17 protein-coding genes are annotated in these 16,433 nt (G+C 72.0%); 6 read left to right on the top strand and 11 right to left on the bottom strand.

Annotated features, from left to right (window positions below; genetic code table 11):
• Positions 1 to 107 precede the first annotated feature (107 nt).
• Positions 108 to 2,147: an NPCBM/NEW2 domain-containing protein gene (locus OG867_RS29330; protein WP_406289895.1), complete on the top strand. Its 2,040-nt coding sequence runs from the start codon at positions 108 to 110 to the stop codon at positions 2,145 to 2,147.
• On the opposite strand, the gene OG867_RS29325 is transcribed toward OG867_RS29330, so the two are convergent.
• On the bottom strand, positions 2,137 to 3,093 hold the full coding sequence (locus OG867_RS29325; protein WP_406289893.1) for an ROK family protein: 957 nt from the start codon (positions 3,091 to 3,093) through the stop codon (positions 2,137 to 2,139). The two genes, OG867_RS29330 and OG867_RS29325, sit on opposite strands and share 11 nt — an antisense overlap.
• 178 nt (positions 3,094 to 3,271) lie before the next feature.
• On the opposite strand from OG867_RS29325, the gene OG867_RS29320 reads away from it, so the two are divergent.
• Positions 3,272 to 4,303 carry a LacI family DNA-binding transcriptional regulator gene (locus OG867_RS29320; RefSeq protein WP_328898948.1) on the top strand — a complete coding sequence of 344 codons (1,032 nt, stop codon included), beginning with the start codon at positions 3,272 to 3,274 and terminating at the stop codon, positions 4,301 to 4,303.
• A gap of 10 nt (positions 4,304 to 4,313) precedes the next feature.
• Here OG867_RS29320 and OG867_RS29315 read toward each other — a convergent pair whose 3' ends face one another.
• From OG867_RS29315 to OG867_RS29290, 6 genes are all read right to left on the bottom strand, one after another.
• Positions 4,314 to 5,612, bottom strand: a complete 1,299-nt coding sequence (locus tag OG867_RS29315; RefSeq protein WP_406289890.1) for a DUF6986 family protein — start codon at positions 5,610 to 5,612, stop codon at positions 4,314 to 4,316.
• A 170-nt stretch (positions 5,613 to 5,782) separates the two neighbouring features.
• Positions 5,783 to 6,745 (bottom strand): electron transfer flavoprotein subunit alpha/FixB family protein, encoded by a 963-nt coding sequence (locus OG867_RS29310; RefSeq protein ID WP_406289888.1) that lies wholly within the window; start codon positions 6,743 to 6,745, stop codon positions 5,783 to 5,785.
• 59 nt (positions 6,746 to 6,804) lie between these two features.
• The gene (locus tag OG867_RS29305; protein ID WP_406289886.1) at positions 6,805 to 7,590 is read right to left on the bottom strand and encodes an electron transfer flavoprotein subunit beta/FixA family protein; all 786 of its coding nucleotides are present in this window, start codon (positions 7,588 to 7,590) and stop codon (positions 6,805 to 6,807) included.
• Between the two features lie 202 nt (positions 7,591 to 7,792).
• Entirely contained in the window at positions 7,793 to 8,299 is a 507-nt protein-coding gene (locus OG867_RS29300; RefSeq protein WP_406289884.1) for a flavin reductase family protein, read from the bottom strand.
• Positions 8,300 to 8,342: 43 nt separating this feature from the next.
• Positions 8,343 to 8,423: a putative leader peptide gene (locus OG867_RS29295; protein WP_406291219.1), complete on the bottom strand. Its 81-nt coding sequence runs from the start codon at positions 8,421 to 8,423 to the stop codon at positions 8,343 to 8,345.
• A 72-nt stretch (positions 8,424 to 8,495) separates the two neighbouring features.
• The gene (locus OG867_RS29290; RefSeq protein WP_406289882.1) at positions 8,496 to 8,822 is read right to left on the bottom strand and encodes a TlpA family protein disulfide reductase; all 327 of its coding nucleotides are present in this window, start codon (positions 8,820 to 8,822) and stop codon (positions 8,496 to 8,498) included.
• A gap of 219 nt (positions 8,823 to 9,041) precedes the next feature.
• Between OG867_RS29290 and OG867_RS29285 the strand changes: the two genes are divergently transcribed.
• The gene (locus OG867_RS29285; RefSeq protein ID WP_406289880.1) at positions 9,042 to 9,764 is read left to right on the top strand and encodes a lysophospholipid acyltransferase family protein; all 723 of its coding nucleotides are present in this window, start codon (positions 9,042 to 9,044) and stop codon (positions 9,762 to 9,764) included.
• Between the two features lie 60 nt (positions 9,765 to 9,824).
• Here the strand turns inward: OG867_RS29285 and OG867_RS29280 are convergent, their stop codons facing one another.
• Genes OG867_RS29280 through OG867_RS29270 form a run of 3 tightly spaced genes read right to left on the bottom strand, consistent with a single transcriptional unit; the run spans position 9,825 to position 13,080 of the window.
• The gene (locus OG867_RS29280) at positions 9,825 to 10,910 is read right to left on the bottom strand and encodes a low specificity L-threonine aldolase (RefSeq protein WP_328898955.1); all 1,086 of its coding nucleotides are present in this window, start codon (positions 10,908 to 10,910) and stop codon (positions 9,825 to 9,827) included.
• Positions 10,889 to 11,656: an SDR family NAD(P)-dependent oxidoreductase gene (locus tag OG867_RS29275; protein ID WP_328898956.1), complete on the bottom strand. Its 768-nt coding sequence runs from the start codon at positions 11,654 to 11,656 to the stop codon at positions 10,889 to 10,891. The genes OG867_RS29280 and OG867_RS29275 overlap by 22 nt, the downstream gene beginning before the upstream one ends.
• 26 nt (positions 11,657 to 11,682) lie before the next feature.
• Complete coding sequence (locus tag OG867_RS29270; protein WP_406289877.1) at positions 11,683 to 13,080, bottom strand: DUF6421 family protein; 1,398 nt, start codon at positions 13,078 to 13,080, stop codon at positions 11,683 to 11,685.
• 252 nt (positions 13,081 to 13,332) lie between these two features.
• Here OG867_RS29270 and OG867_RS29265 point away from each other — a divergent pair, with 252 nt between their 5' ends.
• Entirely contained in the window at positions 13,333 to 14,016 is a 684-nt protein-coding gene (locus OG867_RS29265; protein WP_406289875.1) for a glycerophosphodiester phosphodiesterase, read from the top strand.
• A gap of 3 nt (positions 14,017 to 14,019) precedes the next feature.
• Here OG867_RS29265 and OG867_RS29260 read toward each other — a convergent pair whose 3' ends face one another.
• Complete coding sequence (locus tag OG867_RS29260; protein WP_328898959.1) at positions 14,020 to 14,574, bottom strand: GNAT family N-acetyltransferase; 555 nt, start codon at positions 14,572 to 14,574, stop codon at positions 14,020 to 14,022.
• A 232-nt stretch (positions 14,575 to 14,806) separates the two neighbouring features.
• Between OG867_RS29260 and OG867_RS29255 the strand changes: the two genes are divergently transcribed.
• Both OG867_RS29255 and OG867_RS29250 read left to right on the top strand, forming a co-directional pair.
• On the top strand, positions 14,807 to 15,400 hold the full coding sequence (locus OG867_RS29255; protein WP_406289873.1) for a DUF5134 domain-containing protein: 594 nt from the start codon (positions 14,807 to 14,809) through the stop codon (positions 15,398 to 15,400).
• Between the two features lie 86 nt (positions 15,401 to 15,486).
• The gene (locus tag OG867_RS29250) at positions 15,487 to 16,422 is read left to right on the top strand and encodes a M56 family metallopeptidase (RefSeq protein ID WP_406289871.1); all 936 of its coding nucleotides are present in this window, start codon (positions 15,487 to 15,489) and stop codon (positions 16,420 to 16,422) included.
• Positions 16,423 to 16,433: the final 11 nt, after the last annotated feature.

Here is a 16,433-nt window from a genome sequence, read left to right as displayed (position 1 = left end):
GGGCGCCCGCCCTCTTCCAACAGACTTCAACACGCTTTAACGTATTCGCTCGTCTTGGCGTGCACATGTCGCCACCTGATCCGGCACGAGTACGGAGGAACGTAACGATGCGTCATCTTCCAAGCCGTCCCACCCGAACGAACCGCCACCGAGTCCTCGGGGCCCTGGTCGCGGGCCTCCTGTGCACGGCGGGGGCCGTGGTGCCCGCCGCCGCGCACTCCCCCGCACCGGCACCGGCCGCCGGGACCCGGGCCGCGAACGGACTGGCCCTCACCCCGCCCATGGGCTTCAACAACTGGAACTCCACGCACTGCCGCGCCGAGTTCAACGAGGACATGGTCAAGGGCATCGCCGATATCTTCGTGGAAAAGGGGCTGAAGGACGCCGGGTACGAGTATGTCAATCTGGACGACTGCTGGGCGGTGCCGGAGCGCGATGCGGAAGGAAAGCTGGTACCGGATCCGGTGCGCTTTCCGCATGGCATTAAGGCGGTCGCGGACTATGTGCACGCTAAGGGCCTCAAACTGGGGATCTACACCAGCGCCGGTACCAGGACCTGCGACAGCGTGGGTATCCCCGGGGCGCTCGGCCATGAATTCAGCGACGCGCAGCAGTTCGCCGACTGGGGCGTCGACTACCTCAAGTACGACAATTGCAACAACCAGGGCGTGGACGCGAAGGAACGCTATACGACCATGCGTGACGCGCTCGTCGCGACCGGGCGGCCCATCGTCTACAGCATTTGTGAATGGGGGCAGAACAAACCCTGGGAATGGGCCGCGGAGCTGGGCGATCTCTGGCGCACCACGGGTGACATCAACGACAGTTGGGGCAGCATGCTGTCGATCATGAAGCAGAACCTCCCGCTCGCCGCCGCGGCCGGCCCGGGCCACTGGAACGACCCCGACATGCTGGAGGTCGGCAACGGCGGGATGACGGACACCGAGTACCGCAGCCACTTCTCGATGTGGTCGGTGATGGCGGCGCCGCTGCTCATCGGCTCCGACCTGCGCACCGCCTCCCGGGAGACGTTCGACATCCTCTCCAACGAGGAGGTCATCGCCGTCGACCAGGACCCGCTGGGCCGGCAGGGCGAGGTGCTCTCCTCCGAGGGCGGGCGCTGGGTCGTCGCCAAGGAGATGGCGGACGGCTCCCGGGCCGTGGCCCTGTTCAACGAGACCGGCAGCGCGCAGCGGATCGCCACCACGGCCGCAGCGGTCGGCCTGGAGCGCGCCTCCGGGTACACCGTGCGCGACCTGTGGGAGCACGCCACCCGCAACACCGCGGGCGGCCTCTCGGCGACCGTGCCCGCGCACGGCACCGTCCTGCTGCGCGTCGCCGCCGACCCCCGCTGGGCCGTGCACCCGCCGGCCGTCGAACTCGCCCTGGAGGGGAGCCCGCTGGTCGAGGCGGGCCGCACCGCCACGCTGACGACCGAGGTCACCGACCTGGGCCGCACCCCCGCGCTCACCGTGTCCGCCGCGCTCACCGGCCCGGCCGGCTGGCGGGTGGAGTCCGCATCGCCGACGCGGACCCCCGCGCTGCCCACCGGCCGCGCGCTGGCCACCCGGTGGCGGGTGACGGCCCCCGCCGCGACGGCCCCCGGCAGCTACGACCTGACGCTCACCGCCCGGTACCGCTCCCCCACCACCGGTGAGCGGATCCGGTCCACCGTCCCGTTCCAGGCCCATGTGGTGGTGCCGCCCCCGGCCGGCGGCGGCTACCTCAGCGACCTGCCGCAGCTGAGCGCCTCCAACGGCTACGGCCCCGTCGAGAAGGACACCAGCAACGGCGAGAGCACCGCGGGCGACGGCCACCCGCTGACCATCGGCGGCCAGGTGTACGCCAAGGGGCTCGGCGCGCACGCGGCGAGCAGCGTCGAGTACTACGCGGGCGGCGCGTGCACCGGCGTGACGGCGCAGGTGGGAGTGGACGACGAGAAGGGCGCCAAGGGCAGCGTGACCTTCGAGATCTGGGCGGACGGCAAGAAGGCCGCGTCCACCGGAGTCCTGACCAACGCGATGGCCCCGCAGCCCCTCTCGGCGGATGTGACCGGGGCTCAGGTCGTCCGGCTGGTGGTCACGGACGGCGGCGACGGCGACGACTCGGACCACGCGGACTGGGGGGACCTGCGGATCACCTGCTGAGCGGGTCCGCGAGCGGCCGGGCGGCGGCCAGCGCGGCCGCCGCCGCACCGACCAGGCCCGCGTCGTTGCCCATGACCGCGGGCACCACCGTCAGGTGCTGGACGAAGGAGAGCGTGGCGTACCGGCGCAGAGCCGTGCGCAACGGGGCGAACAGCAGTTCGCCCGCGCCGGCCACCCCGCCGCCGATCACCGCGATGTCGATCTCGACCAGGGTCGCCGTCGCGGCGATCCCCGCCGCCAGGGCCTGCGCGGCGCGTTCGAAGGAGGCCAGGGCGACAGGGTCACCGGCCCGCGCGGCGGCCGCGACGCCGACCGCGGTCGCGTCGCCGTCCGGGCCGGGCCGCCAGCCGGCTTCCAGCGCGCGGCGCGCGATGTTGGGGCCGCTCGCGATGCGCTCGACGCAGCCGCGCGCCCCGCACGGGCAGAGGTCGCCGTCGAGGTCCACGCTGATGTGCCCGATGTGGCCGGCGTTCCCGCTGGGGCCGGGGTGCAGGGCGCCGCCGAGGACGAGCCCGCCGCCGACGCCGGTCGAGACGACCATGCACAGCGCGTTTTCATGGCCGCGCGCCGCGCCGAGCCAGTGCTCCGCCGCCGTGATCGCGACGCCGTCGCCGACCAGCGTGACCGGAAGGCCGCCGGTGGCGTCGGCGACCCGCTCGACCAGGGGGAAGCCCCGCCAGCCGGGCACGTTGACCGGGCTGACCGTCCCTCCGGCGGCGTCCACCGGGCCCGCGCTGCCGATGCCGACGGCCGTCGCGTCGCCCCAGTGCGGGGACGCGGCCAGATCGGCCAGGACGCCGCCGACCGCCGCCATGACGGCTTCGCCGCTCTCCCGGGCGGGCGTCGCCCGCTGGGCGCGCACCAGGAGCCCGCCGTCCCGGTCCACCAACGCGCCGGCGATCTTGGTGCCCCCGATGTCCAGGGCGGCGACGAGGTGGGTCTGCATCGGTGTGGCTCCGGGTGGTGTGGGCGGGACCTGCGGCTCAGGTGCACAGTCTGCCCAGTCTCCATTCCCTTGACAACGTTGTCCAGGGCCTATGCTCGACGCCACACCCTCCGGGAGCCCCCCACGGCAGCCGCCGTGGCCCGCCGGGACCGCCCGACCGACGACAGGACAGCGCATCGTGGCCGAGACCACTCGTCATCCCGAGCCCCGTTACGGCAACCGGCCGACCATGAAGGACGTGGCCGCCCGGGCCGGGGTGGGTCTGAAGACGGTCTCGCGCGTGGTCAACAGCGAGCCGGGGGTCACCCCGGACACGGAGCGCCGGGTGCAGGAGGCCATCGAGGCGCTGGGCTTCCGCCGCAACGACAGCGCGCGGGTACTGCGCAAGGGCCGGACCGCCTCCATCGGCCTGGTCCTGGAGGATCTGGCGGACCCCTTCTACGGGCCGCTGAGCCGCGCGGTCGAGGAGGTGGCCCGCGCGCACGGCGCCCTGCTCATCAACGGTTCCAGCGCCGAGGACCCGGAGCGCGAGCAGGAGCTGGTCCTCGCCCTGTGCGCGCGCCGGGTCGACGGGCTGATCGTGATCCCGGCCGCCGACGACCACCGCTATCTGGAGCCGGAGATCAAGGCCGGCGTCGCGACCGTCTTCGTGGACCGCCCGGCCGGGCAGATCCAGGCGGACATGGTGCTCTCGGACAGCTTCGGCGGGGCCCGCGAGGGCGTCGCCCATCTGCTCGCGCACGGCCACCGCCGTATCGGCTTCATCGGCGACCAGCCCCGTATCCACACCGCGACGGAGCGCCTGCGCGGCTACCACGCGGCGATGGCGGAGGCCGGGATAACCGTCGAGGACTCCTGGGTCTCGCTGGGCTCCACGGACCCCGACCGCGTCCGCGCCGCCGCCGAGGCGATGCTCACGGGTCCGGAGCCGGTGACGGCGCTCTTCTCCGGCAACAACCGGGTGACGGTGACGGTGGTGCGCGTCCTCGCGGACCGGGAGCGGCCGGTCGCCCTGGTCGGCTTCGACGACATCGAGCTGGCGGACCTGCTCGGCATCACCGTCATCTCCCAGGACGCGGCGACGGTGGGCCGCACCGCCGCCGAGCACCTCTTCCGGCGCCTGGACGGGTCCGGTCACCCCCCGGCGCGCGTGGAGCTCCCGACCCGGCTGATCGCCCGCGGTTCGGGAGAGATCCCGCCGGCCGCCTGAGCGACGCCGCTCAGGGCGCGGTGACCGTCAGGGTGCCGCGCCGGGGCGAGGCGAAGGCGTCGAGGTCGGCGCGGGCCAGCCCGGTCAGCTTCGCCACCTCGTCGGTGTCCAGGGCACCGCAGTCGATGCCGCGCAGCAGGTAACCGCTGAGCGCCTTGGCGGTGGCCGGTTCGTCCATCACGTCGCCGCCGGCCTTGGCCACGTACGCGGCGAGCCGGGCGGCGGCCTGCTCCAGGCCCTCGCGGTAGAACGTGTAGACCGCCGCGTAACGGGTCGGCAGGTGGCCCGGGTGCATGTCCCAGCCCTGGTAGTAGGCGCGGGCCAGGGCGCGCCGCGTGAGGCCGTAGTGCAGCCGCCACGCCTCGTGGACCTGCGGGGTGGGCCCGACGGGCAGGACGTTGGTGGAGCCGTCGGAGACGCGTACGCCGGTGCCCGCGGCGGCGACCTGCATGACCGCCTTCGCGTGGTCGGCGGCCGGGTGGTCGCTCGCCTGGTACGCGGCGCTGACGCCGACGCAGGCGCTGTAGTCGAACGTGCCGTAGTGCAGTCCGGTCGCCCGCCCCCGTGCCGCGTCGATCATGCGGGCCACGGCGGTGGTGCCGTCGGCGGCCAGGATGGACTGGCTGGTCTCGATCTGGATCTCGAAGCCGATGCGCCCGTCGGGCAGCCCGTGTGCCCGCTCGAAGGCTTCCAGGAGCTGGACGAAGGCGGTGACCTGCTCGGGGTACGTCACCTTCGGGAGGGTGAGGACGAGCCCGTCGGGGAGCCCGCCCGCCCGCATGAGGCCGGTGAGGAAGACGTCCGTGGTGCGGATGCCCCGGTCGCGGACGGCGGCTTCCATGCACTTCATCCGGATGCCCATGTACGGGGCGGCCGTTCCGTCGGCGTACGCCTCCGAGACGAGCCGGGCCACGCGGGCCGCCGCCTCGTCCTCCTCGGCGTCGGAGCGGGGTCCGTAGCCGTCCTCGAAGTCGATCCTCAGGTCCTCGACCGGCTCGCGCTCCAGCTTGGCGCGTACGCGGTCGTACACCGGCCCGGCCAGCTCGTCCGGGATGCCGAGGACTCCGGCGAGGGCCGCCGCGTCGGGGGCGTGCTGGTCGAGCGCCTTCACCGCCTCGTCGCCCCAGGTGCGCAGGGTGCTTGCCGTGAAGGTGTCGCCCGGTACGTAGACCGTGTGCACGGGCTGGCGGGTGCCGGGGTCGCCCGGGTAGCGGCGGGCGAGTTCGGCGTCCACCGGCGCGAGGGACGCGCTGATCCCGTCGCTGACCGCACCGGCGAGGCTCGTCGCCACCTTCTCCTGCTGACCCATCGTCCGCACCCTCCACACTCCGGTCGTTTCCGCTTCCCGGAAACAACAATCCGTATAGTGAAGTTATAAGGCGCTCGCATCCGAGTCAACGGTGACCGGGAACGCCACGGGGCCGCACGGTGCGTTCACCGTGCGGCCCCGGGCCGTTGCTCGTACGAAACCGTCCGCGATCAGCCCTTGCGGGTGTTGATCTCCTCGGTGAGCTGGGGGACGACGTCGAAGAGGTCGCCGACGACGCCGTAGTCCACGAGGTCGAAGATCGGGGCCTCGGAGTCCTTGTTGACCGCGACGATGGTCTTCGAGGTCTGCATGCCCGCCCGGTGCTGGATCGCGCCGGAGATGCCCGAGGCGATGTAGAGCTGCGGGGAGACGGACTTGCCGGTCTGGCCGACCTGGTTGGTGTGCGGGTACCAGCCCGCGTCCACCGCGGCACGCGACGCACCCACCGCGGCACCCAGCGAGTCGGCGAGGGCCTCGATAATCGCGAAGTTCTCCGCACCGTTGACGCCACGGCCACCGGAGACCACGATCGCCGCCTCCGTCAGCTCCGGGCGCCCGGTCGACTCACGCGGAGTACGCGACAGCACCTTCGTGCCCGTGGCCTGCGCCGAGAAGGAGACCGCGAGGGTCTCGACGGCACCGGCGGCCGAGGCCGCCTCGACCGGGGCCGAGTTCGGCTTGACCGTGATGACCGGAACGCCCTTGGAGACACGGGACTTGGTGGTGTACGAGGCGGCGAACGCGGACTGCGTGGCGACCGGGCCCTGGTCACCGGCTTCCAGGTCCACGGCGTCGGTGATGATGCCGGAGCCGATACGCACCGCGAGGCGGGCCGCGATCTCCTTGGCCTCCGCGGAGGAGGACAGCAGCACGGCGGCCGGGGACACGGCGTCGAAGGCGGCCTGGAGGGCGTCCACCTTCGGTACGACGAGGTAGTCGGCGAACTCGGGGGCGTCGGCGGTCAGCACCTTGACCGCACCGTGCTCGGCGAGCACGTCGGCGGTGTCGGCGGCGCCGTTGCCCAGGGCGACGGCGACGGGGTCGCCGATGCGGCGGGCGAGCGTCAGCAGCTCCAGGGTGGGCTTGCGGACGGCACCGTCCAGGTGGTCGACATAGACGAGAACTTCAGCCATGGGACTTCAATCTCCTGCGTGTACGAAGTAGGCGGGGGCGGTGAGGGGACGCCGGGGTCTCAGATGAACTTCTGGCCGGCCAGGAACTCGGCCAGCTGCTTGCCGCCCTCGCCCTCGTCCTTCACGATCGTCCCCGCGGTGCGGGCCGGACGCTCGGTCGCGGAGTCGACCGCGGTCCACGCACCCGCCAGACCGACCTCGTCCGCGTCGATGCCCAGGTCGTCCAGGTCCAGGGACTTCACCGGCTTCTTCTTCGCCGCCATGATCCCCTTGAACGACGGGTAACGGGCCTCACCCGACTGGTCCGTCACCGAGACCACCGCCGGCAGCGACGCCTCCAGCTCCTCCGACGCACTGTCCCCGTCGCGACGGCCCCGCACCACACCGCCCTCGACCGACACCTGCGACAACAGCGTCACCTGCGGCACACCCAGCCGCTCCGCGAGCAGCGCCGGAACCACACCCATCGTGCCGTCCGTCGACGCCATCCCCGAGATCACCAGGTCGTACCCGGTCTCCTCGATCGCCTTCGCCAGCACCAGCGACGTCCCCAGCGCGTCCGTACCGTGCAGATCGTCGTCCTCGACGTGAACCGCCTTGTCCGCACCCATCGACAACGCCTTGCGCAACGCGTCCTTGGCATCCTCCGGACCCACCGTCAACACGGTGACCTCCGCATCATCAGCCGCCCCCGCGATCTGCAACGCCTGCTCGACCGCGTACTCGTCCAGCTCCGACAGCAGACCGTCGACATCCTCACGGTCCAACGTCAGGTCATCGGCGAAATGCCGGTCACCGGTCGCGTCGGGCACGTACTTCACAGTGACAACGATCCTCAAGCTCACGCCGGCTCTCCTACTGCATCGTCATTTCCGGGCTGCCTTGTTGCACGCAGCATAGGCGCCTGATGGGGCGTTTTCCGGTCGGGGCGACCGACGCTCCGACCGTCATATTACTCGCCAGTACATCCAGCGTGTGCCCAATGAGCAAGCGCTCCGCACTGTGATCTGCCCAACGCGATCCGCCCGGGGACCCCCGGGCCTCGCGTCAGTCCCGCAGAGCCGTGAACCGGCCCTGGTGATAAACGAGCGGCCGGCCGACACCGACCGGGTCGCCCTCGACCACCTGCGCGATCACGATGTGGTGATCGCCCGCCGGAACCCGGGCCACGACGCGGCAGACCAGCCACGCCAGCACGTCGTCCAGCAGCGGAACGCCCTCCGGGCCGCTGCGCCAAAAGGTGGAAGGACCGAACCGGTCGGCGCCGCTCCGGGCGAAGGTGGCGGCCAGCTCCCGCTGGTGTTCGCCGAGTATGTGCACGCCCACGTGCTCGGCCTCGGCCAGCACCGGCCAGCTGGAGGACGAGGTGCCGACGCCGAAGGAGACGAGGGGCGGCTCGGCGGCCACGGAGTTGAGCGAGGTGGCGGTGAAGCCGACCGGGCCCTCCCCGGCGGCGGTGATCACGGCGACTCCGGCGGCATGCCGGCGGAACACGGAGCGCAGGAGGTCCGGGGATGCCGTGCGCGCCTTGCCGAGCCCGGGTGATGCCGTCATGGAGAGGTCCTTCTGCGCGTCGGAAATGCGGGGTCGTGGGTGCTCAGGCACCCGGACAGCACGCGCCGGCGGTGCGGGCGAGGTCGATGTACACCCGGCCGTGGAGAAGGGGGTCTGACGGCATAACGTCAGACTGACGATGCGCGGTCCGTGCAGTCAAGGGCGTCTCCTCAGGTGGGAGAAGCATCACGGTCCGTCATATCGCCCGGCCAAGGGCGGCGACGACGTCGACGGTGCGGGGCTGCCCCTCGGCGCGGCGGACGATCCGGCCCGCGGCGTCGAGGACCAGGACGGTCGGGGTCCGGCTGATGCCGAGGTCGCGGACGAGCGCGAGACGCGCCTCCGCGTCGATCTCCACATGGGCGACCCCCTCGACCATTCCGGCCACCTCCGCCAGGGTGCGGCGGGTGGCCCGGCACGGCTGACAGAAGGCGGTGGAGAACTGGACGAGTGTGGCCCGCTCCCCCAGTTCCGCGCCCAGTCGTGCCGCGTCCAGCCTCTCGGCGCCTGCCTGCCCGTCCACCTTCGGCCTCCTGTCAGAGTTCTACGCAAGGGGTCAGCGTCCGCGACGCCGCGGGCATTCCCGGGCGCCCTACGTGACGAGAATCTCGCGGCCCGGCGCCGCCGGGACTGGCCACCGCGTCACCGTATGGGGCACGATCGCCCCAATGCCGAAAACCTACGGCTGCGTAACTTCCGCCGGGAGAACATCCGCGGGCGCTGAAGAAAGGGTCTTCCCCAGATGGCAGAACTCGTCTATCGGCCGGTCATCGGCGCCGCTCGCACGTTTTTCAAGGCGCTCGACCTGAAGATCGACACTCAGGGTTCGGAGCACATCCCGAAGACCGGTGGCGCTGTTCTGGTCAGCAACCACATCAGTTATCTGGACTTCGTCTTCAGTGGCCTCGCCGCGCTCCCGCAGAAGCGGCTGGTGCGTTTCATGGCCAAGGAATCGGTATTCCGGCACAAGGTCTCCGGGCCGCTGATGCGCGGCATGAAGCACATTCCCGTCGACCGCAAGCAGGGCGAGGACGCTTACGCGCACGCGCTGGAGTCCCTGCGGTCCGGCGAGATCGTCGGGGTGTTCCCCGAGGCGACGATCTCGGAGTCGTTCACGCTCAAGAGCTTCAAGTCCGGTGCCGCGCGCCTGGCGCAGGAGGCCGGGGTACCGCTGATCCCGATGGCGCTGTGGGGCACGCAGCGGCTCTGGACGAAGGGCCGGCCGCGCAGCTTCAAGCGCAACCACATCCCGGTCACCATCCGCGTCGGCGAGCCCGTGGAGGCCCCCACCGACCAGTACGCGGGCGCCATCACGCGGCGGCTGCGCGAGCGGGTGCAGGAGCTGCTCGAAGCGGCGCAGCGGGCCTATCCGGTCCGGCCGAAGGACGCGAGTGACACGTGGTGGGTGCCCGCGCACCTGGGCGGTACGGCTCCGACGCCGGCCGAGGTCCGCGAGCGCGGCTGAAACGTCACGCCGGGGTGCGGACGGTCCGTCCGCACCCCGGCGCCGCTCGGACAGGCCCTACTAGGGCCTGTCCGCCATTTCCTCCTTGAGTGCGAGGAGGAACGCGTCGACGTCCTCCTCCGTGGTGTCGAAGGCGCACATCCAGCGCACGTCCCCGGCCTGCTCGTCCCAGAAGTAGAAGCGGAAGCGCTTCTGGAGCCGTTCGGTGACCGCGTGCGGCAGCCGGGCGAAGACGGCGTTGGCCTGGACGGGGTGGAGGATCTCCACGCCGTCGATCCCGCGCACGCCCTCGGCCAGCCGCTGGGCCATCGCGTTGGCGTGCCGGGCGTTGCGCAGCCACAGGTCGCCCGCGAGCAGCGCCTCCAGTTGCACGGAGACGAAGCGCATCTTGGACGCGAGCTGCATCGACAGCTTGCGCAGATGCTTCATGGCGCGGACCGCGTCGGGGTTCAGGACGACGACGGCCTCGCCGAAGATGGCCCCGTTCTTCGTGCCGCCGAAGGAGAGCACGTCGACGCCGACGGTGTTGGTGAACGTACGCATGGGCACGTCCAGGGACGCCGACGCGTTGGCTATGCGGGCGCCGTCGAGGTGCACCGTCATGCCGTGCCCGTGCGCGTGCTCGCAGATGGCGCGGATCTCGTCGGGGGTGTAGACGGTGCCCAGCTCGGTGTTCTGCGTGATCGAGACGACCTGCGGCATGGCGCGGTGCTCGTCGTCCCAGCCGTACGCCTGCCGGTCGATGAGCTCCGGGGTGAGTTTGCCGTCCTCGGTGGGGACGGTGAGCAGCTTGAGGCCGCCGACCCGCTCGGGCGCCCCGCCCTCGTCCACGTTGATGTGCGCGGACTCGGCGCAGATGACCGCGCCCCAGCGGTCGGTCATGGCCTGGAGCGATACCACGTTGGCGCCGGTCCCGTTGAAGACCGGGAACGCCTCGGCGGTGGGCCCGAAGTGGCTGTGCATGACGCGCTGGAGATGGCCCGTGTAGTCGTCCTCGCCGTAGGCGACCTGGTGGCCGCCGTTGGCGAGGGCGAGCGCCGCGAGGATCTCGGGGTGCGTCCCCGCGTAGTTGTCACTGGCGAAACCGCGGACCTGCGGGTCGTGATGGCGACGCGCGTCGGTCCTTACGGTTGCGGGGTCAGCCACAGGCGCTTTCCGTTCACTTCCGGGGCGGGCCGGTCCCAGGCGCCGGCGATGGCATCGGCCAGGTCCTTGACGTCGGTGAAGCCCGCGAACTTCGCATTCGGGCGCTCGGCGCGCATCGCGTCGTGCACCAGTGCCTTCACGACCAGGATCGCAGCCGCGCTGCGGGGGCCGTCCTCGCCCCCCGCCTTGCGGAAGGAGTCGGCCAGGGCGAGGGTCCACGCCTCGGCGGCCGCCTTGGCGGCGGCGTAGGCGGCGTTGCCCGCGGTGGGCTTGCCGGCGCCTGCCGCGCTGGTCAGCAGGAAGCGGCCCCGGTCGCTGCGCAGCAGGCAGTCGTGGAAGGCCAGCGAGGTGTTCTGCACCGTGCGGATCAGCAGCTTCTCCAGCAGCGTCCAGTCGGCGGGATCGGTCTCGCCGAAGGTCGCGCTGCCGCGCCAGCCGCCCACGAGGTGGACGACGCCGTCGACGCGGCCGAACTCCTTCTCCGTCTTGGCCGCCCATTCCCGGGTGGCGCCGAGGTCGAGCAGGTCAACGGTGTCGCCGGTGACGGTCGCGCCGCCGTGGGCGTAGCGCGCCGCGTCGACGGCTTCGGCGAGCCTGGTGGGGTGGGAGTCCGAGGCGACGACGACCGCGCCCGCCTCGGCGAGGCGCAGCAGCGTGGCCCGGCCGGCCGGTCCGGCGGCTCCCGCGACGGCGACCACGGCGCCTTCGAGCGCGCCGTCCGCGTCGCCCGTGCTTGTTCCGTTCATGGCCTCCGCCTCCTTGGGACCTGTGCTCACGCGGCAGCCTTCCCCGCGTCCGAGCCGGTGATGCCCTTGGCCGAGGCGATCACGCTCTTCAGCTTCTTGGAGAGGGCCTCATAGAACATGCTCAGGGGAAACTCGTCCGGAAGCACGTCGTCCACGAGTTTCCGCGGCGGCTGGGAGAGGTCCAGGGCGTCGGGGCCCTTGGCCCAGCGGGAGCCGGGGTGCGGGGCGAGGTAGGTGGAGACGAGGTCGTACGCGGCGAACCAGTGGACCAGCTTGGGGCGGTCGATGCCGTCCCGGTACAGCTTCTCGATCTCGGCGCAGAGCTGGTTGGTGACCTGCGGGGCGCGCTCCCAGTCGATCCGGAGCGTGTTGTCGGTCCAGCGGACCACGTCGTGCTTGTGGAGGTACGCGAAGAGCAGCTGGCCGCCGAGGCCGTCGTAGTTGCGGACGCGCTCGCCGGTGACCGGGAAGCGGAACATCCGGTCGAAGAGCACGGCGTACTGCACGTCGCGGCCGTGCGGGTTGCCCTCGGCCTCCAGTTTCACGGCCTCCTTGAAGGCGGTGAGGTCGCAGCGCAGCTCCTCCAGGCCGTACATCCAGAACGGCTGGCGCTGCTTGATCATGAAGGGGTCGAACGGCAGGTCGCCGTGGCTGTGGGTGCGGTCGTGGACCATGTCCCAGAGCACGAACGCCTGCTCGCAGCGCTGCTGGTCGCCGATCATCGCGCGGATGTCGTCGGGCAGCTCGACGCCGAGGAGGTCGACGGCCGCCTCGGTGACGCGGCGGAAGCGGGCGGCCTCGCGGTCGCAGAAGATGCCGCCCCAGCTGAAGCGCTCGGGGGCCTCGCGGACGGCGATGGTCTCCGGGAAGAGCACCGCGGAGTTGGTGTCGTAGCCGGAGGTGAAGTCCTCGAAGGTGATGCCGCAGAACATCGGGTTGTCGTAGCGGCCGGCCTCCAGCTCGGCGAGCCAGTCCGGCCAGACCATCCGCAGCACGACCGCTTCGAGATTGCGGTCGGGGTTGCCGTTCTGGGTGTACATGGCGAAGACGACCAGGTGCTGGAGGCCGTCGGCACGCCCCTTGGCCGGCTGGAAGGCCAGCAGGGAGTCCAGGAAGTCGGGGACGTCGAAACCGCCGCCCACCCAGCCGCGCAGGTCCTTCACGAGGGCGCGGTGGTACGCGGCGTCGTGCGGCAGCAGCGGGGACAGTTCCTCGACGGCGTCGATCACCCGCTCCACGGCGGCCTCGGCGCGCGCCGGAGCGGGCGCGCCCTCGGCGTCGAAGTCGACGGAACCGTCCTTCGACTGCCAGGGGCGGATCTCCTCCACGGCGTTCTTGAGCGCGGGCCAGGCCGGGTGCTCGATCACCCGTGGGGCGGCAGCTATGTCGCCGGATGCGGCGTCGTGCACAAGAATTTCCGTCATCACACTTCCTCCACGGGAGAACCTCGCGTCTGTCCACCGTATCCGCGTGCGAGTCCCTGGGACAAGTGGGATTGTGGAAATTATCCTGCCGACCCCCATGGTCACCGTCATTTTTCCTGTGATACACCGCCGAGGCGGCTTCTTCGGGGGTTTCACGGGACGCTGCACAGCTGGGCCCGCCCCTCCCCCGTACGACGTTCCGGGGCGACTAGGCTGCCTCGGGAACTGAGCGTCGACGGAAGCGAGCGGGCCTTGTCCATTCTCACGATCGGTCATCGCGGAGCGCCGGGCTTCGAGCCGGAGAACACCCTGCGCTCGTTCGTCCGTGCCGAGAAGGAGGGCGTGGACCTCATCGAGCTGGACCTGCATCTGAGCAAGGACGGCGCGCTGGCCGTCATGCACGACGCGGAGGTGGACCGTACGACCGACGGCGAGGGCCCGATCGCGGAGAAGACGCTCGCCGAGCTGCGCGCGCTCGACGCGGGTCTGGGCGAGCGGGTGCCCGTCTTCGAGGAGGTCCTGGACGCCGTGCGGTCCCCGCTCCAGGCGGAGATCAAGGACGTGGCCGCGGCCCGCACCCTGGCCCGGGTCATGCACGAGCGCGACCTCGTGGAGCGCGTCGAGGTGATCTCGTTCCACGACGAGGCGATCGCCGAGATCGCGCAGCTGGTCCCGGGCGTGCGGACGGCGCTGGTGGCCAGCCGCTGGGGCGGGGACCTGCTGGACCGCGCGAAGGCGGTGGGCGCGACCCGGCTGATCCTGAACATCCGGCGCATCACGCGGGAACTGGTCGAGAAGGCCCACGCCGAGGGGCTGACGGTCTTCGGCTGGACGGTCAACACCCAGCAGCAGCTGCGGCTGGCCGAGGGGCTGGGGCTCGACGGCGTGACCACCGACCACCCCGACATCCAGCGCGGGGGCGGCGCCCCCGCGTAGCGGTCAGCCTTCGAGCTCCTTGACCAGCAGCTCGAAGGCCAGGTCGTCGCGCTGGGGGATGCCGAAGCGCTCGTCGCCGTACGGGAACGGGGACAGCCTGCCCGTGCGGCGGTAGCCCCGGCGCTCGTACCAGGCGACGAGCTCCTCGCGGACGGAGATCACGGTCATGTGCATCTCCCGCACGCCCCAGCTCTCCCGGACGGTGCGCTCGGCCTCGGCGATGATCACCTTGCCGAGGCCGGCGCCCTGGAGCGCGGGACGGACCGCGAACATGCCGAAGTACGCGGCCTCGCCGCGGTGCTCCAACTGGCAGCAGGCGACCGGCGCGCCGTCGCGCTCCACCACGAGCAGCCGGCTGCCCGGGCTCTCGACCACCGCCCGCACGCCCTGCGGGTCGGTGCGCTGCCCCTGGAGGATGTCCGCCTCGGTGGTCCAGCCGGTGCGGCTGCTGTCGCCCCGGTAGGCCGACTCGATCAGCTCGACGAGCGCGGGGATGTCCGCTTCGGTGGCGTCGCGGAACGTCAGCTCTCCCGTGTCCCGGGGCGGGGCGGTGTCCATGGCGGGGTGTCTCCGGATTCTGTGCGGGGGCGGTGCCGGAGCAGCGTAACTCCGAGGGCGGCGCCGGGGCTCCCGGCGGCCCTCACGGGGCGCGCGGGGGCGCACACCGCGCGCATCACAGAAACACTCCCGTCGCGCGCTCCCCCTGCACCTCCGTGCGCCGCGTACGGGTGTCCGGCCCCGGGCATCTACTGGACGACGGCGATGTCGTTCGCCCGGGGGGAGGGCCGCTGTGCACGGACCGTCGATGTCCGGATGGCTGCTGATGGCGTTGTGCGCGGTGACGGGCTCGTACTGCTTGCTGCGCACCCGTACGGGGAGCGCGGAGGAGCGCAGAGCCGCGCGGGCCGAGGCGCTGATGGGCTTCGGCATGGCCGCGATGGCGGTCCCGGCGGCCGCCGTCGCACCGCCCGCGTGGGGGTGGGGCGTGTACGCGGTGTTCTTCGGGGTCGCGGCGCTGCGGGCGCTGTGGTTCTCGCGGCGCAGCGGGCACCATCTGCACCATCTGGTCGGCTCCTCCGCAATGGTCTACATGGCGGTGGTGATGGCCCGGGCCGGGGCGGGCGGGCACGGCGGTGGCCATGGCTCGCACGCGATGGGCTCCCCCAGCATGGCCGGGGCGGGCGGCATACCCCTGCTCACGGGGCTGCTCCTCGTCTACTACGCGGTGTACGTGCTGCGCTTGGGCGCCCGGCTGGTGCCGGTGGCCGCGGCGGCCACCGCCGGGGGGCCCGCGCCCGGGGGCTGGGGGGCGCGCCCCGAGCTGGCGCTGGCGTGCCGGCTGACCATGGGCATAGCCATGTTCGCGATGCTGCTCACCCTGTGAGACGGGAAGGGCCGCCCTTCGTGGTGTGCGTCACTTGGCGCGCGGAGCCATATCCGTGTGTGGCGCGGCCCTCATAGGCTGATGCCATGTGGGTCTCCCTAGCGCTGCTGCTGCTCGGTGCACTGGCCGCCGTCGTGACCCCGCGCCTGATGGCGCGGGCCGAGTGGCCCGAGCGCGAGCCGGTGGTGGCGCTGTGGGTGTGGCAGTGCGTGGTGGCCGCGGTGCTGCTCTCGTTCGCCCTCTCCATGACGTTCAGCGCGGCAGCCGCCTGGCAGGCGGTACGCGGCCATGTCTTCGCGCCCGCGCCGCACGCCGTCGTGGAGGCGTACGCGCTCGCGGGCCACGGGGCGTGGTCGGCGGTGATGGCCGTCCTGCTGGCCCTGGGCGGGGTGTGGACGGCCGCCATGCTGGCCCGGGAGATCCGCCGGGCGCAGCTGCGGCGCAGGCGGCGGCGGACCGAACTCCTGGTGCGCGCCCCGCTGATGCCCGGTGAGGAGCCGGGGTCCGGGCGCCTCGTCGTGCTGGAGGGTGAGCGCCCCGACGCCTGGTGGCTGCCGGGCTCCGCGCCCCAACTCGTCATCACCACGGCCGCGCTGGGGCGGCTGAAGGGACGCCAGCTCGACGCGGTCCTCGCGCATGAGCAGGGCCACGCGCAGGCCCGGCACGACTGGCTGCTCAACTGCTCGGGGGCGCTGGCGACCGGCTTCCCGCAGGTGCCGGTGTTCGCGGCCTTCCGCAACGAGATGCACCGGCTGGTCGAGCTGGCGGCCGACGACGTGGCCTCACGGCGCTTCGGCCGGCTGACGATCGCCCTCGCCCTGGTCGAACTCAACGAGGACCGGGGCGTGTTCGGCCCGTCCTCGGCCGCGGACGCGGAGCTGCCGTTGCGGGTGAACCGGCTGCTGGCCCCGGCGGGCCGGCTCACGGCAGGACGGCGGCTGCGGCTGACCGCGGCGGCGGCGCTGGTGCCCGTGGTCCCGCTGCTGGTGGCGTTCGTCCCGGGGCTCAGCGCCCTGAAGTAGCGAACGGGCTC

Source organism: Streptomyces sp. NBC_00209 (assembly GCF_045206345.1).
Classification (GTDB): domain Bacteria; phylum Actinomycetota; class Actinomycetes; order Streptomycetales; family Streptomycetaceae; genus Streptomyces.
This window is presented reverse-complemented; position numbering and strand designations above follow the sequence as displayed.

Excerpts from the sequence above, each read along its gene's own strand:
- OG867_RS29275 (WP_328898956.1), bottom strand. The coding sequence starts at position 11,656 with ATGAACGGAACAAGCACGGGCGACGCGGACGGCGCGCTCGAAGGCGCC.
- OG867_RS29250 (WP_406289871.1), top strand. The coding sequence starts at position 15,487 with ATGTGGGTCTCCCTAGCGCTGCTGCTGCTCGGTGCACTGGCCGCCGTC.
- OG867_RS29325 (WP_406289893.1), bottom strand. The coding sequence starts at position 3,093 with ATGCAGACCCACCTCGTCGCCGCCCTGGACATCGGGGGCACCAAGATC.
- OG867_RS29300 (WP_406289884.1), bottom strand. The coding sequence starts at position 8,299 with ATGACGGCATCACCCGGGCTCGGCAAGGCGCGCACGGCATCCCCGGAC.
- OG867_RS29315 (WP_406289890.1), bottom strand. The coding sequence starts at position 5,612 with ATGGGTCAGCAGGAGAAGGTGGCGACGAGCCTCGCCGGTGCGGTCAGC.
- OG867_RS29295 (WP_406291219.1), bottom strand. The coding sequence starts at position 8,423 with ATGCCGTCAGACCCCCTTCTCCACGGCCGGGTGTACATCGACCTCGCC.
- OG867_RS29285 (WP_406289880.1), top strand. The coding sequence starts at position 9,042 with ATGGCAGAACTCGTCTATCGGCCGGTCATCGGCGCCGCTCGCACGTTT.
- OG867_RS29270 (WP_406289877.1), bottom strand. The coding sequence starts at position 13,080 with ATGACGGAAATTCTTGTGCACGACGCCGCATCCGGCGACATAGCTGCC.
- OG867_RS29260 (WP_328898959.1), bottom strand. The coding sequence starts at position 14,574 with ATGGACACCGCCCCGCCCCGGGACACGGGAGAGCTGACGTTCCGCGAC.
- OG867_RS29330 (WP_406289895.1), top strand. The coding sequence starts at position 108 with ATGCGTCATCTTCCAAGCCGTCCCACCCGAACGAACCGCCACCGAGTC.
- OG867_RS29310 (WP_406289888.1), bottom strand. The coding sequence starts at position 6,745 with ATGGCTGAAGTTCTCGTCTATGTCGACCACCTGGACGGTGCCGTCCGC.